At 49.5% G+C, this 15,791-nt stretch carries 15 protein-coding genes; 9 read left to right on the forward strand and 6 right to left on the reverse strand.

The genetic code is table 11. The features are described from left to right. Positions 1-14: 14 nt before the first annotated feature. The gene (gene ppsA, locus CUJ83_RS05085; RefSeq protein WP_230741201.1) at positions 15-2,480 is read left to right on the forward strand and encodes a phosphoenolpyruvate synthase; all 2,466 of its coding nucleotides are present in this window, start codon (positions 15-17) and stop codon (positions 2,478-2,480) included. A 117-nt stretch (positions 2,481-2,597) separates the two neighbouring features. Then, entirely contained in the window at positions 2,598-3,578 is a 981-nt protein-coding gene (locus CUJ83_RS05090) for a 2-hydroxyacid dehydrogenase (protein WP_230741202.1), read from the forward strand. A gap of 268 nt (positions 3,579-3,846) precedes the next feature. Here the strand turns inward: CUJ83_RS05090 and CUJ83_RS05095 are convergent, their stop codons facing one another. Next, on the reverse strand, positions 3,847-5,043 hold the full coding sequence (locus CUJ83_RS05095) for a phosphoglycerate kinase (protein ID WP_230741203.1): 1,197 nt from the start codon (positions 5,041-5,043) through the stop codon (positions 3,847-3,849). A gap of 562 nt (positions 5,044-5,605) precedes the next feature. Between CUJ83_RS05095 and CUJ83_RS05100 the strand changes: the two genes are divergently transcribed. Continuing rightward, positions 5,606-7,762: an amylo-alpha-1,6-glucosidase gene (locus tag CUJ83_RS05100; RefSeq protein ID WP_230741204.1), complete on the forward strand. Its 2,157-nt coding sequence runs from the start codon at positions 5,606-5,608 to the stop codon at positions 7,760-7,762. A 113-nt stretch (positions 7,763-7,875) separates the two neighbouring features. Here CUJ83_RS05100 and CUJ83_RS05105 read toward each other — a convergent pair whose 3' ends face one another. Genes CUJ83_RS05105 through CUJ83_RS05115 form a run of 3 tightly spaced genes read right to left on the reverse strand, consistent with a single transcriptional unit; the run spans position 7,876 to position 9,987 of the window. Further along, positions 7,876-8,265 (reverse strand): hypothetical protein, encoded by a 390-nt coding sequence (locus CUJ83_RS05105; protein WP_230741205.1) that lies wholly within the window; start codon positions 8,263-8,265, stop codon positions 7,876-7,878. Positions 8,266-8,308: 43 nt separating this feature from the next. Then, on the reverse strand, positions 8,309-9,058 hold the full coding sequence (locus CUJ83_RS05110) for an ABC transporter permease (RefSeq protein WP_230741206.1): 750 nt from the start codon (positions 9,056-9,058) through the stop codon (positions 8,309-8,311). Next, positions 9,055-9,987, reverse strand: a complete 933-nt coding sequence (locus tag CUJ83_RS05115) for an ABC transporter ATP-binding protein (RefSeq protein WP_230741207.1) — start codon at positions 9,985-9,987, stop codon at positions 9,055-9,057. Before CUJ83_RS05115 ends, CUJ83_RS05110 begins: the two co-directional genes overlap by 4 nt. A 549-nt stretch (positions 9,988-10,536) precedes the next feature. Here CUJ83_RS05115 and CUJ83_RS05120 point away from each other — a divergent pair. From CUJ83_RS05120 to CUJ83_RS05145, 6 genes are all read left to right on the forward strand, one after another. Next, positions 10,537-10,761: a helix-turn-helix transcriptional regulator gene (locus CUJ83_RS05120; protein WP_230741208.1), complete on the forward strand. Its 225-nt coding sequence runs from the start codon at positions 10,537-10,539 to the stop codon at positions 10,759-10,761. A 142-nt stretch (positions 10,762-10,903) separates the two neighbouring features. After that, positions 10,904-11,248, forward strand: a complete 345-nt coding sequence (locus tag CUJ83_RS05125; RefSeq protein WP_230741209.1) for a dihydroneopterin aldolase family protein — start codon at positions 10,904-10,906, stop codon at positions 11,246-11,248. 1 nt (position 11,249) lies between these two features. After that, on the forward strand, positions 11,250-11,915 hold the full coding sequence (locus CUJ83_RS05130; protein ID WP_230741210.1) for a Yip1 family protein: 666 nt from the start codon (positions 11,250-11,252) through the stop codon (positions 11,913-11,915). Between the two features lie 103 nt (positions 11,916-12,018). Then, positions 12,019-12,570 (forward strand): hypothetical protein, encoded by a 552-nt coding sequence (locus CUJ83_RS05135; RefSeq protein WP_230741211.1) that lies wholly within the window; start codon positions 12,019-12,021, stop codon positions 12,568-12,570. 142 nt (positions 12,571-12,712) lie between these two features. Next, a complete protein-coding gene (locus CUJ83_RS05140; RefSeq protein WP_230741212.1) occupies positions 12,713-13,138 on the forward strand; it encodes a hypothetical protein in 426 nt (141 codons plus the stop codon). Next, a complete protein-coding gene (locus tag CUJ83_RS05145) occupies positions 13,117-15,075 on the forward strand; it encodes a hypothetical protein (RefSeq protein WP_230741213.1) in 1,959 nt (652 codons plus the stop codon). The genes CUJ83_RS05140 and CUJ83_RS05145 overlap by 22 nt, the downstream gene beginning before the upstream one ends. A 13-nt stretch (positions 15,076-15,088) precedes the next feature. On the opposite strand, the gene mscL is transcribed toward CUJ83_RS05145, so the two are convergent. Beyond that, entirely contained in the window at positions 15,089-15,406 is a 318-nt protein-coding gene (mscL, locus tag CUJ83_RS05150; RefSeq protein WP_230741214.1) for a large conductance mechanosensitive channel protein MscL, read from the reverse strand. A 79-nt stretch (positions 15,407-15,485) separates the two neighbouring features. Then, positions 15,486-15,791 (reverse strand): Rieske (2Fe-2S) protein, encoded by a 306-nt coding sequence (locus CUJ83_RS05155; RefSeq protein ID WP_230741215.1) that lies wholly within the window; start codon positions 15,789-15,791, stop codon positions 15,486-15,488.

Raw genomic sequence — 15,791 nt, forward strand, 5'->3', positions numbered from 1 at the left:
TCGGGGATGTGATCATGGTAGAATATAAAGCAGGACACAAGACAGTAACTGATAAAAATATTCTCTGGTTCGACGAGATCGGGATGGAAACCCTGCCGCAGGTGGGCGGCAAGAATGCATCACTGGGAGAAATGTACCGGGAACTGACCTCACAGGATGTAAGGATACCGAATGGCTTCGCCATTACTGCCCGGGGATACTGGCATTTTCTCAAATCAGCGGGGATCCTCGATAAGCTTAAGGAGACCCTGTCCGGCCTGGACAAATCGAATCTCCAGGACCTGGCGGAACGGGGCAGGAAAGCCCGGGAGATGATCCTGAACGCACGGATCCCGGATGACCTGTGGCAGGAGATCAAGGCCGCATATGACCGACTGGGGGAACAGTACGGTCCGGACACGGACGTGGCTGTACGTAGCTCGGCCACAGCCGAAGACCTGCCCACAACCTCATTCGCAGGCCAGATGGAGTCATATCTGAACGTGCGCGGCTATGACGAGCTTAAAGATGCCCTCGTCAAATGCTACGCTTCGCTCTTCACCGACCGGGCAATATCATATCGCGTTGATAACAATTTCGACCATTTCAAAGTAGCTCTTTCCATAGGGATCATGAAGATGGTCCGGTCCGACCTGGCATCCAGCGGTGTCATGTTCACCCTGGACACCGAGACGGGATTCAGGGACGTGGTCTTCATAACCGGCTCTTATGGCCTGGGAGAGAATATCGTCAAAGGCGCAGTTAACCCGGACGAGTATTATGTCTTCAAGCCCACCTTGAGAAAAGGTTTTAAGCCCGTCATAAAAAAGACCCTCGGCGATAAGCAGATCAAGATGATATACAGTACGGAAAAGGGGGGCGGCCAGACCCGGAACATCACTGTTCCAGAGGATGACCGAAGAATGTTCTGTCTCTCCGATGACGAAGTGTTGACCCTCGCTAAATATGCCCTGGACATAGAAGACCATTACTCCCGAAAAGCAGGTAAGAGTATGCCCATGGACATCGAGTGGGCGAAAGATGGCGTCTTAAACCAGCTCTTTATCGTCCAGGCCAGGCCGGAGACCGTACAGTCGCAGAAGGACCGGGACGTCTTAGAGACTTATTACCTTGAGACCAAAGGCTCTGTACTGGCAACGGGTAAGAGCGTCGGGCAGAAGATAGGTACAGGAATGGCACGTATCATTAAAGACGTAGCACATCTCTCGTCTCTCAAGCCTGGCGAAGTACTTGTATCTGACACTACTACTCCCGACTGGGAGCCGGCCATGAAGATAGCGTCCGCAATAGTGACCAACCGCGGCGGCAGGACCAGCCACGCAGCCATAGTCAGCAGGGAATTCGGCATACCAGCCGTGGTAGGCACGGACGATGCCACGGAGAAAATACGGGACGGACAGGAGGTGACCGTGAGCTGCGCCGAAGGCGATATCGGCTTTGTCTACAAGGATAAGCTGCCTTACCACGTGGATAAGACCAGCCTGAAGGGATTGCAACGGCCAAAGACGCTGATCAGGATAAACATTGGAAACCCTGAGGATGCTTTCGCCATCTCAATGATCCCCAACGACGGTGTAGGGCTGGCACGACTTGAGTTCATAATCAGCAGCTATATTAAGATACATCCGATGGCCCTGGTACACCCGGAGAAGGTTACCGACGGGGCGATCAGAAAGAAGATCGATGACCTGACCTATGGCTACGAGAATAAAGAGGATTACTTCATGGATAAGCTGGCCCAGGGTATAGGCACTATTGCCGCTGCATTCTATCCGAAGCCTGTCATAGTGCGTTTTAGCGATTTCAAGTCCAACGAGTATGCGAGCCTTATCGGCGGGGAGTACTTCGAGCCTCAAGAGAATAATCCCATGCTGGGGTTCAGGGGAGCTTCGCGTTACTATAACGAGCGTTACCGGGAGGGCTTTGCCCTTGAGTGCAAAGCGATCAAGAAAGTCAGGGATACCATGGGGCTTACCAATGTCATAGCAAAGATACCATTCTGCCGCAGGATCGAGGAGATGAAGAAGGTACAGGAGGAGATGGCGAAGAACGGCCTGAAGAGGGGCGAGAACGGGCTGGAAGTGTTCATGATGTGCGAGATCCCCAGCAACGTGATCCTGGCGGACGAGTTTTGCCAGTATGTGGACGGCCTCTCAATAGGCTCCAACGACCTTACTCAGATGGTGCTGGGAGTTGACCGTGACTCGGAGATACTCGCCGCGGAGTTCGACGAGCGAGATCCGGCAGCGATGAAGATGGTTTCCGAGGCCATCCAGGGAGCAAGGAGAAATGGCAAGCATAGCGCACTTGACGGCCAGGCCCCCAGCGATTACCCCGAGTACGCTGAATTCCTCGTGAGGGAAGGCATAGATTCAATATCCCTTAACCCCGACTCGGTGATGAGGATCACACTGAAAGTGCTTGACGCCGAGAAGAAAGGGATATCCGGCGAAGCCGAAAGGAGAGCTCCCGCATCCTGACGGATATTTCTGCATTTACCGGGGGATCAAAATATACGATCGCGGACACGTCGGAATTCATGCATATGATCGTAAATGACTGCGACAGTGTCCGCAAGACATAATGAAGGTGATAATTTGAAGATAGTCATTTCAGAGCCGATATATCTGACCGAGAAATACAAGAGCAGGTTAAAAGCTCTGGGCGATATCGACACCTACGATAGCATGCCTGCCTCTGAGGACGAATTCATAAAGAGAATAAAAGATGCGGAGATCGTGATCGCCGGAAGATATGGCTTTACCGGTGAATCGATCCGCAAAGCTCCCGGCCTGAGGATGATAGCCCTCTGGCAGACGGGCTACGATAACGTGGACCTGAAGGCTGCTACCGGGCAGGGTATTGTCGTGTCCAACGTGCCTGATTATGCCTTTGACTCAGTAGCAGAATATGCGTTCGCCCTGATGCTGAACCTGCTGCGAAAGGTCGACAAGGCGGACAAAGAACTGCATAGAGGCATGTTCGACTGGAGGCGCTATATGGGAAGCGAACTATTGAATAAGACCATCGGCGTCCTGGGGCTGGGCGATATCGGCAATAGGGTGGTACAGATCGCCCACGGCTTCAATATGAACGTGCTTGCAGTCACGGCCCACCCCAGCCCCGAGCGGGCGAAAGCGCTGGGCCTGGAGTTCGTGGACCTCGATACATTGCTCGCGAGGTCTGACATCGTTACCCTGCATCTGCCCCTTACCAGCAAGACCGAGCATATGATAGGCGCACGTGAGATCGCCAGGATGAAGCCGACCGCGATTTTGATCAACACTGCCCGTGGAAAGATCGTGGACGAGCGCGCGCTCATCAGTGCGTTGAAAGAAAAACGTATAGCAGGAGCCGGGCTGGATGTCTTCGAGACAGAGCCACTGCCCATGGACAGCCCCCTCATGGAGCTGGACAATGTGGTGCTCACCCCCCATATAGCTTTCCTTACCCGGGAATCGGTAGACGATTGTACCCGTGTAACGGTTGAGAACGTTGAGATGTTTATCCGGGGGCGTCCTCAAAATGTCGTAAATCGTGCCGTCATCGCAGAAAGAGGCCAGGAGAGCGTTGCCTGATCGATGCCCGCCACATAGCCCGTATAGCCGTATGATAATATAACGGATATTCCGGGCCGGGGACAGAAACTCTATCCGCCGGCTGATGTGCACAACGATCGTAGATGACGCCAGAAGAACATCGACGATGACCGGCAATTCTTCTCCGCATGCCGCAAACTCGCGCCTGCTCTCGGAGCCTACATGATACCCGGCACGTATACTCCACTGATATGGGGATCATATCCTCAGTCCCGAAGCATAGCCACCGGCCCGGTCATCAGGCGGATCATACCACTATCATTTTTTCCGAAAGCGCCGCTACTCCCGGAAGTGTCTCGCCTGAAAGGAACTTTAAGGTTGCCCCGCCGCCGGTGGAGACGTGTGACATTTTATCTTCCAGCCCCATCTTCGTCACCGCCTCGACCGTGGAACCGCCACCGATGACAGTAACGGCGTCAAGCTTTGACATTACCGTGGCCATTGCATGCGTCCCGTGTGAAAATTCCTGTATCTCGAACACACCCATCGGGCCATTCCAGAATACTGTTTTACACTCTTTTAAAGCCTGCGAAAAATCAGATATGGTACGCGGACCGATATCAGCGATGGCCCAGCCGTCCGGTATATCGCTCACCGGAACAGTCCGTGTTCCTGAACTGCCATGGATATCTTCAGTGATGACCACATCCACCGGCAAAAAAAGCCTGACATCAAGAGACTTTGCTTTTTCCTTCAGATCCCGGACATATTGCAGCCTGTCATTTTCCACAAGCGATTTCCCGACCCTGTAACCTTCGCTTTTTAAAAATGTCGCAGCCATGCCGCCGCCTATGATCAACAAGTCCACCCTGTTAATGATATTCTCCATGAATCCAAGCTTATCGCTCACTTTCGCCCCACCCATCATCGCGGCAAAAGGCTTCTCAGGTCTTTCCAGAAGCTTTCCAAGCTTTACGAGCTCATTTTCCATTAAAAGCCCTGCAACCGCCGGGAGGTGTTTTGGTATCCCTACTATTGAAGCGTGCGAACGATGGCTTACGCTGAACGCGTCGTTGACATAGACCTCTCCGAGACGTGAAAGGGCCCTTGCAAAGCCGGGATCGTTCTCTTTCTCACCAGGGTGGAAACGCAGGTTCTCGAGCAGTACCACGTCGCCATCATGCATTTTCGACACCGCATTTTCGACATCCGGGCCGATACAATCCTTCATAGCTCTCACCGGCCTGCTTATCAGCTCTGATAAACGTTTAGCCACTGGCGCCAGCCTCAACGATTCTTCAACCTTACCATGAGGCCGGTCCAGATGTGAGCAAATGATGATCTTTGCATGCTTATCTATAAGGTATTTTATTGTCGGAAGGCATGCACGGATACGGGTGTCATCTCCAATAATGCCATCACTGTTCATCGGCACGTTAAAATCGACCCGTACCAGCACTCTTTTCGAAGTAACATCGATATCTTTCACGGTCTTTATAGTCATCTACATCACCTGGATCTTTTGCGGGACACTCTTTTCGAGCTTAGTGACTTAAATCGAAGCCATATTGGCCGAATTGTATTATGGACTATAATATCACCGGGCTTTTTCCGCCCCCTCCGGATGACAGTCACAGAACTAATGCCGCTGCCAGCCGGAAACCCGTTGATTTTAAATGTCCATCGCCATTCCGGCCGCCGTAGTCCATCCCCGTCCCGACCCTGAAACTTAACGTTCAGCCAGACCTATTTTTCGGGCGATTTCCATGATTCGACCGATTAAGATATTTTGTTGTGTGTATAACTATTTTTATCGCGTTTAGGACAAATGGGGCGCGGCGGTGTCGTGTCCCTGCCGGTATAATGGCGAGACTAAGCGGGCTGTTCTCAACGAACTATATTTTTTCCGGTTTTCACTCTTAAAATATGATATCGATCGGCCAGGGCAGAACGGCTTACAGCTATAGTAAAAGTACGCTGGCAAAACGAAAAAGACATTTAATTCTAAAAATTCATCACATGATTATCAATCGCCGGATATTGCTGTCCGGCCCGGGGATGTTACGATGGGCCAGAGTAAGATCACACTTAAAAAGCATACGAAGTCTACGAATATCATGGGTGCGCTTGTCATCCGTGAGAATAATCTGACGATGGTCACCCGTCCGAACTGCAATATACCTGTCATGAATAATTATGGCTATGGCATCTATTATAACGACTGCCGCTTCCTTAGCGGATACGTATTGAAGATCAACGGAAAACGAATGACAGAGATACTCTCGAGCGATCAAAACAATTATGAATCCACGATCTATCTGACCAATCCGGATTTTTATGACCGTGAGGGTAACATGGTCAGTAAGGAGACGCTAAGCATAATCAGGAACGTGGTCATACCCGGATGTGTGGTCGAGACTATCACGATGAATAATTTTAATGAGTTCACCGTTGCGATCGACCTGACCCTGGAGCTAGCCGCTGACTTTAACGATATATTTACCGTGAGGGGGATGACCGAGGTCGCGGATGGCAGCCTGATGCCGGTGAGCTATGATGGGAAAACATTGATCCTGTCCTACCAGGGACGTGACGGGCACAGGAGGAGCACGAAGGCACGATTCTACCCCGAGCCCACGACCGTCAACGAAGGATTGTGCACTTTTTCCCTTGACCTGAAACCGCGCTTCTCTCAGGAAATAGTCATCAGCATATCCGTCGAGGACGCGCCCCCGGAGGGCGGTCATGATAAACCGCCGAGCGCAGGCATAGATAAAATGCTGGAGAGAATAGAAAGCTCCTACATGAAAGTGGCGGACCATACGCGGAATTTCCTGACCGATAACAGCCTTTTCAACAGGGTCCTGCTTCGTTCGATGCTCGACCTCCGGATGATGCACATGAGCAAAGATGGAGACACGTTTTACTCGGCCGGAGTGCCCTGGTACGATACTTTATTCGGCCGGGACAGCATCATCTCGGCCATCCAGGTACTTCCCTATCATACGGATGTCGTCAAGGGTACGCTGAGGCTGCTGGCACGTTACCAGGGAAAAGCATGGGATGACTGGCAGGATGAACAGCCGGGCAGGATACTGCACGAGCTCAGGGTCGGGGAAAAGGCCAACCTGAACATGATCCCCCAAACACCCTACTATGGCAGCGTGGACGCAACCCCCCTGTTTTTAATATTGATGGCAGATTACGTGGACTGGACAGGCGATATCGGGCTATTCAACGAGCTTATACCCAACGTGGACGCCGCTCTCGCATGGATCGATAATTCGGACCTGGCAGGTAACGGGTTCCTTTCTTATGCTGCCAGGTCGAAGTCCGGGCTGTATAACCAGGGGTGGAAGGACTCGTGGGACGCTGTCATGCATTCGGACGGCTCGCTGGCCCGGAGCCCGATAGCTCTGGCGGAAGTGCAGGGCTATGTCTACATGGCAAAAATGCGTATTGCCGACCTATATGAAAAAATTGACAGAAAGGACGACGCGAACCGGCTCAGGAGCGAGGCGGCGGATCTGAAGAAGAGGTTCAACGAAAGTTTCTGGATAGACGAAAAGGGCTTCTTTGCGATGGCTATCGATCCCGGCGGAAAGTGCGATGTCATATCCTCTAACCCGGCACAGTGCCTGTGGTCAGGGATCGTCGATAAAAAATATGCCCGGCAAGTTGCTGACAGGATGTTCGAGCCGGACATGTTCACCGGCTGGGGTATACGCACGCTCTCAACGAAGGAAGTCCGCTACAACCCGCTGGGATACCACATCGGGACCGTCTGGCCTCACGATAACTCCATAATCGCATGCGGCCTGTACAAGTACGGGTATAATGACAGGTTTTCCGAACTTTTTACTGCCATGTACGAGGCGGCCAGCGCATATACGCTGTTCCGTTTACCGGAGCTTTTCGGAGGGTTCGACCGGGGCAAACACAACGTGCCCATAAAGTACCCGGTCGCCTGCAGTCCGCAGGCATGGTCGTCCGGCACGATACCGCACATGCTCATGGCTTCACTTGGTTTTCGGCCTGATGCCCTGAATCACCGGCTTACTCTGGTGGACCCGTATCTCCCGTCGTGGCTGAACCTTGTCAATATCATAAACCTGAGAGTAGGTGACTCTTTTATCGATCTGATATTTCAGCGAAGGATAACCGGCACTCTCGTCGACGTGGTGAAAAAAAGCGGGGATATCAAGGTACTGGTGGAATACTGACCCGGCATCTTGCCTATTACTTTTAACGGACATCACGCTAATATAAAACTACTACAAGGGGCCAGAGTACGTATTCGTTTAGGGGAATAAAAATATAAAAAATAGTTCGTATGTTATTCGAAGTCTCCTTTCATGCCGAAATACCATTTGAACACAATGATCAAGACGCTCATCATTATCATCACGATCATCAGTGCCTGCATCCCTGTCAGGCTTATAATGCCGAAGTAATCGGCCCATACCAGTATACAAATGGATATGAACGTTATGAACCATGAATAGCTCATGGCCGTCGATGAGATCCTTTTCGTTCTTTCGTCGGCATCGACCGTTTCGCCGTTCTTGAATATGTAGTAGACATTGAATATTATGAGCATTATGCCCGCGTTAAACAGAGATATGAATATGATCATATCCGCGGACGGATAATACATTTTTATCAGTATGCTTAACAGTAAAGCTGCCACACCTGCCATAAGGCCTATCCTGTGTCTGTTCTTCATAGTCACTCACCTCAGGATCATGAACGGATCGAAGGTTTTGCCTTCAATCCAGAATAAGTTTCGAACGCCGGAACCTTGCTATCCCGAGCCCGATGAATATCACGTCCATCACAACAAGTATGGCCACTGCCGCCACGACTATCTCGGTCATGCCAATGCTCATCAGTATCTCGGTCAGCTTTACCAGATACTCTTCCGGAAGATTGGGGAGCAGGACGATGGCGCCGAATGGTATCGCGGCGATACCGAATATCGCGATGCTCAGCTTTTGCTGTGCCTCTTTGACCGTGGCTGCCCTGAGCGATACGAGTACTCCCACCGATCCCATCAGCCCGCTTATAAGCAAGCTTAATACAAGTATAGACAGGGCTGTTTCCGGGGCGTACATTAGAATGCTGCCGCTCCAGTGGGCTATGTTGATCGTAAGGATACCGATGATCAGGCATGCTATCGTGAATCCCCAGCCATAAAGGACTGCGGCACCGATCTTCCCGAACAGTATAGCACGGTCCGGTAATCTGCTTGCTAGGAGGGTCTCTAATGTATGTCTCTCACGCTCTCCTGCGAACGAGTCCGTCACGACTCCCATGACCAGCAGCAGCGGTACCCATAGCCATGACAGCATCATGACCGGCGAATCGACCATTGTAGGCCCGTACTGCAAAGGTAAAAAGACGCCGAATACTGTCACGAATATCAGAAGTCCGGTAATGCCGCCCTTGAAGCCCCCTCCGCGCGCGAAGAAAAGCTCTTTCCACTCTTTCCAGATTATCGTTGAAATATCCTGTATCATTCTTCGACCTCCATCATCGCGAGGAAAGCATCCTCCAGGCTGGCGGTCCCTTTCCGCACTTCCTCGATCTCGCCCCCGGCACTGACTATCGCACTGACGAGGCCTGATGTCGCAGCATCCTTGTTCAGGGAGACGACAAGTCTGTCATTCATCATTTCCACAGATGCGACTTCCGGTCTTGACCTGATACTGCTCATCACAATATCATTGAAGCCGCGTCCGACGATCTCGACCTGCGGCGAGCCTGTCCTTGCTCTCAGCTCGTCAGGATGGCCCACAGCTATAAGTTTTCCTTTGTTTATCACGCCGACCTTTTTACAGAGCCTTTCAGCCTCCACAAGATTATGGGTGGTCAGGAATACTGTGACACCCTCACTTTTCACGAGCCTGTCGAGATCATCGCGCAAGCCTGATGCAGCTATCGGATCAAGGCCTGCAGTGGGCTCGTCAAGAAAAAGCAGCGAAGGGCGGTGAAGCATAGCCCTGGACACGGCCAGCTTTTGTTTCATGCCGCGGCTCCAGTTGCCCACTTTTTCCCCGCGTCTATCCCAGAGGTTCATGTGGGTGAGCAGTTCTTTTATACGCTCTTTTCTCTCTTGTGCGGGCATTTTCCATACTTTTCCATAGAATTCAAGGTTATCCTCGGCACTAAGCCTCTCATATAACCCGTTAAACTCAAGCAGCGCGCCCGATCTGGCCCGTATCTCGTCGGCTTGCTTCATAGTGTCGAACCCGAGCACTTTAGCGCTGCCTGTCGACGGTTCCAGGAGCCCGAGCAGCAGTCTTATCATGGTAGTCTTGCCGCTTCCGTTCGGCCCAAGAAAACCGAACACTATCCCCGAGGGTACCTCAAGGGTCACTTCATTAACTGCTCTGATATTCTTGAAATCACGCGTAAGGGCATCCGTATGAATAGCAATGTTACTCATTTCTACCTCGTCTCTTAACATCCGGTGATGCAAATCCCTGCAGGATCGATATTCAGTTATTCTTTCACCTGACTAAATCCTTTCCCGGCCGGGGCTTTATACTATAGTTATATATCTGTAACAATTTGTTGATTATTTCTAACAACCAGTTACTTATTCCTAACATACCATATATTAAACTTACGATTACCAATTGTATTGGCCATAATATGGTAAGTGTTATATACCTTAATGTTATATTTATATAACATAAAGTTAAATATTTTTAACATAACATAAAGTAATGATCCATATGGCACACTAACGAATAATGAGGAAAAATATAAGCAGGCTTACAATGGACGGTAAAAACCTTCGGAAAAAGTGATCGGACACCAGGTAATGCGTTAGCGGTCGACCGATAATCTATATATATTGATGTGTTACAATTTCATAACAAAATGTTACAATTAAGCAACATCTCATAATTGACGCCAGATGGGCCGGCATTGGTAATATTTCGGCGACTGCAAACGATCTTACATAAACATGTATCCATAGTGAGATAAAATGAGGACAAGGATCAAGGAGTTCAGGGCCAGGCATGACCTGACGCAGGAAGATCTTGCGAAGAAGGTAGGCGTGAGAAGAGAGACTATAGTATTTCTCGAAAAGGGCAGGTATAATCCCTCTTTAAAACTGGCACATGATATTGCTAAAGCCCTCCATTCTTCTATAGATGAACTATTTATTTTTGAAGAGGATGAGGGAAAAGAGACAACTACGGATAACTAGGTCCTCTTTAGTATTGGCTATTACGACCATTATTACCGATAATATTAGAAATAAAAATGGTCATTATAAAATATTTCGATAGCCATATTTTTATAGTACCTATTACTAATAGGTACATACCCACAAAAGTGGAGAGTTTAAAATGACTATAACTGCCAGGGATAACGCTGTGTTTGAGGCGGGCATAAAGCTCGGCGCGCTTTACCATCAGTTCGTCGGCTCACCAGTGAGCCTTCGGACTGCCGAAAGCCTGGAAAAAGCGATCTCCGAAAGTATATCCGTACAGCCATATGTTAAAAGCATCTCAGTATCGATAAACAGAAAAATGATAGAAGAAAACCTGAGTTCGTTCGGCTATACGGAGCTTAAAGGCCCAATGCTGGATGTCGATGCCGTCATAAAATACCCGGGTTATGAGGTAAACGTCGGTATCGCTTACAAAGACGGGTATCCCCTGATGTTTATCAAAGAAATAAGGGAGGCATAATATGAACTTTAATGAAAGGATCATCGGCATGTTCACAAAGCCGGACGAAACGATAAAGGACATCATAAAAGAGCCGCGCATCGAGGAAGCACTTGTGGTAGTCGGCGTTTACGCGATCTTTGCGATGATAGTCGCATATATCTCCGCTTCTCATATCAATTACATATATGATATGCCCGGTATGAGTGACATGGGTGCCCTGAGGACCATCACGACCATAACGTCACTGGTCTTTGGTTTCCTGACCCCGATCATAGGGTGGCCTATCGTGACCGGCATACTCCACCTGTTCTCGATGGTGTTCGGAGGCGACGGTAAGTTCTATCCAAACATGCTTACAGCTATCGGATATACCGACGTCGTGAAGATAATATTCGTGATAGTATCTATCATACTGTTAACTCAGACGCCGTATGTCACACTGGAGATATCCCAGTCCAATCCCACCGGGACCATCAGCGCGCTGAATGAGCTTTACGGGAACGTCTTCTATATCGCGAGCACCATAGTGGGCTTACTGGGATTGCTCTGGTCCTGCTGGCTCGGCGTCCTGGCGATAAAGAACGGCGAGAAGCTAAGCATGACGCAGGCGCTGATCGTGGTCGGCGTGCCGCTGGTACTCTACCTGGCCTTCACATATGGCGGAATGCTGCTAACGGCTCTCTAAACCCCGGTCTCTTATAGACCTAAGTCCGGCGGTCGTGCCGGGCTACATTTTTTTTATCTTCAAGCTGAAAGATTTTTCACTTAATACGGCTTATCCATATACTATGGGCATTGAACAGTCTATAGAAGAGATCGCCGCTTACTATCCTGAGGACGTCGCAGTCCCGCTGATCCTGGCGAGGCTGGATAATGAGTATACGGCTCTCGAAAATGCAATGAAAGATATTCGTGAGAGGTACCTTAAGCTGGACGTCGACGACCCTGCCATGCAAAATGATATCGCCGACCTTCGCCTGAAAGCCGTAGATGCCTACAAGCCTGCATACCGGATAGAAAGTTTTCTCACCGAGAAAATGGGGGTTGACATCAGTAAGTTCATGCCAGAATACGAAGGCGATCATAATATATCGGCAGTAAAAGAGAAAGGATGGGAACTTTCTTTCGTGACACTGAAGGAGAACGCCATGCGGACTCTCGGCGGCCATTGTAACATTATCGGCGATATGGTGCTGCTCGAAAGAAAACTTTACCACCATACTTATCTTGCAGCGGTCATGAAACCCACAATATGCGACACTGCAGAAAAAGGCGAAACGTGCATCGAATACGATTCAGAGACCATTGTTTTTGAAGAGGACATCGTCGATCAGCTATAACGGCACTTATAGGCCATGCCCTTGACCATAAAGTATTAGTATAGTTCAAAATAAAATTTACTTTTAAAATTAGCCATATTAAACTAAAAATGACTGTATCGCTGCTGTAATTAATATTATAATTCTATTAATGTGGGTAAATATGAGGAAAATTATAATACTAGTCTCAATCTTTATAGCGCTCGCGATAAGCGGCTGCATAGATGATCCTCCAGGAATTTCCCCGACCAATACCCCGGTAGCCGGTGATAACGGTCTACAGGGTGTCGTGATTGACCCGGAGGAACTGATGAAAAGCGACATCGTGCTGAGCTATGCGGCAACAGGGCTTGAGATAGGGGATAAGGGCATGTTCTTAAGCTCTTTATCGGGAAGCTTCAGGCAACAGGTTGGCAGTGACATCGATATTGAATCCTTCGGAGCCATGAAACTTGCTGAGTGTATAAGGGATGCCCGCATGGTCATTCAGACTGAAGATCTCATCATGTACGAGATGGCGATCGACGGCGAGACTTATTCATTCTATACGATAAAGGAGGATGGGGAATGGAAAATAGGCGGACTCTGATAAAGGCGGCATATAGCGCTCTGTTCCTGTTACTGTTTATTTGTGTCTGCGGCCAGGCATCCGCATACGATAACCTGGAAGTGCACCCGGATATTAATGAGGCTGCAGTGGACTATTTTAATGATTACATACTGAAAGACGACCCGTACCTGAAAAATGCCGTCCTTTCCGAAAGACAGTGTTATGGCTATGCTTTCGATCCGGAGTACAGGCGCAGCTATACCGAAGCGATAGGCTCCGTGCCGGAGCAGCTGATAAAGAAGACGCCGGCGGACTGGATCAGCTATGGCGGATTTTCGGCAGACGAGCCGGAAGGGCCGATGGCTTTCAGGCATTTCTACGATCCTCTGAACAGCCAGCCATGGCTGACCGATGACGAGCAGATCTACATAGCGGTGGCACAGGAGATCGTGCCGAGCCTGAAGAATCCTCAAATAACGGCAGTAGATTGGGCTTTTCACAGCCTTGACATAAAATACTGCAATGAATACAGCTTCCCGGAGGCAAAAAAGGACTTTAAGCTGGCCATGGAAAACGGCGAAGCATACAATGAATATTATGGCATGGCATGGAGAGGCGTGGGGGAGACCATGCACCTTATGGCTGACATGACCGTACCGTCTCACGTGCGCAACGACGGGCACCTGCCGTATATTAACCCGGACCTGTACGAGACAAAAGTAAAGGCGATCGACGTTGAGGTCAATAAGGATTACGCGTACTCGGAGGCCTTGAATTATAAATGTACCTATCAGGGACAGAATACTCTGAACTCGCTGATGAAAGACACGGCTCTCTGGACAAACCGTAACTTCTTCTCGCTCGATACCGTAGAACAATATGGCACGGGCGTGTACAGTGATGGAAAGGCCGCGCATCCTTCCCCGGCGTTGACGATGACTCCCTCGAGTGACGGGTATTTCTATTATAAGCCCGAAGGCTTTGAGTTCAAGTATGGAGAGTATAAGCTTGCAAGGGATTCTGTCCTGACCAGGTACATGGTCATTAAGAAGCCTCTCGCTGTCATGGACTACCGCGTTGTCCTCGACCAGGAGGAATTGCTTATACCCACTGCCATAAGATCAAGCGCGTCGGTCCTCGATGCTTTCCTTCCCCGGTTCCAGGTGATCATCGATGACGTGTCCGAGGATACAGAGAACCCCGGATATTATATCATGAAGTCGCACGTCAAGCACATAAAGACACAGGAATGGCAGACAGCGCCATTGATCGGTAACGGCGCGCATGTCGTCATAAACGGCGTGGACTACGTCTATAAACCCAGGAGCGGGGAATATCTCAATACTCTCGACGTCAGCCTAAAAGCGAAGCCCGGCGATACCGTACAGGTCTACTATGACCTGGGCGGCTATATCGTCTACTCGGACGTTTACACCATTCCCGGATTCGTAGCCACTCCGACTATCAAGCCGACGGCAACACCTACAATAAAGCCGTCCGTCACACCGACACCGACCCCTGCCGCCGATGACTGGCTGAAATATTATGTCGAGTATTACTCCAATGGCCAGAAGAAACGAGAGTACACCTACTATGAAAAGTATTACGAAGGATCTTACCTGCCGTCTCAAAAGATACACGGCACATACAAGCTATGGTATGAGAGCGGGGCAATACAGGCCATGGTAGAGTATCGTGACGGTGAAGAGACCGGCCCTTCCCTGCGATGGTTCAGTAACGGACAATTGCAGGAAGAGACCTATTATGAGGACGGCATAGAGAATGGCCTCAGGACCGAGTATTATGACACCGGCCAGGTACGCTACACCGGCATGTTCGTTGACGGGAAGCCGGACGGCATGCACAGGTCGTACTATGAAAGCGGCGCAAGATGGTCCGAAAGGGAGTATAGTATGGGTGCGACCATATCCTATAAACAATGGGATGAGGACGGTAACCTGGTCCAGAGCTTATGACGGCTCTGGCCCTCTATTTTTTTGTGACTTTTTCTTCCTTCAATACCCATTTCGCTATCAAGAAAACTACAAATGCCAGTATTAAGAAGTTTATCAGGCTCGATAAGAACGATCCCCACTTGATCACGAAGGGCCCTATCGCGAGCGTCGCCGTCTGCCATTCTCCTCCAGGTACGAAAGGAGTTATCAGGGGCATTATAATATCATTTACCAGCGACTGTACGAGAGCTGTGGCCGCAGCGCCTATTATGAAAGCCACTGCAAGACCGATGACCTTGTATTCCTCCAAAAATTCCTTGAACTCTTTGATAATGCTCATGAAATACCTCATAAGTAGATGGCACATTAATGTATAAAAATAAAACTTAATATAATAAATGAGGATTTTATGAAAATATATGCGGCGGCTGTCACACTTTTACATAAACATCGTCGCCTTCTACCTTTACTTCTAATTTATTCAAAGGCTTATCGGTAACCGAATCCGGCTTTCCGGTAATAATGTCGAACCGGGCCCCGTGCGACATGCATGTAAGATTATTGCCAAGCAGCAAGCCCGTAGAAAGTTTCGCTGAAAGATGAGGGCATTTATCCTCGAACGCGTGGAAATTCCCGCCTATGTTCGCAATTACGATATTTTTATCCCCGACAGTGAATCTCTTCATGCTTCCGGGAGCTATCTCTTTAACGCTGGTCAATTTTGTGAAATCTGACAT

The organism is Methanooceanicella nereidis (genome assembly GCF_021023085.1).
GTDB classification, from domain to species: Archaea; Halobacteriota; Methanocellia; order Methanocellales; family Methanocellaceae; genus Methanooceanicella; species Methanooceanicella nereidis.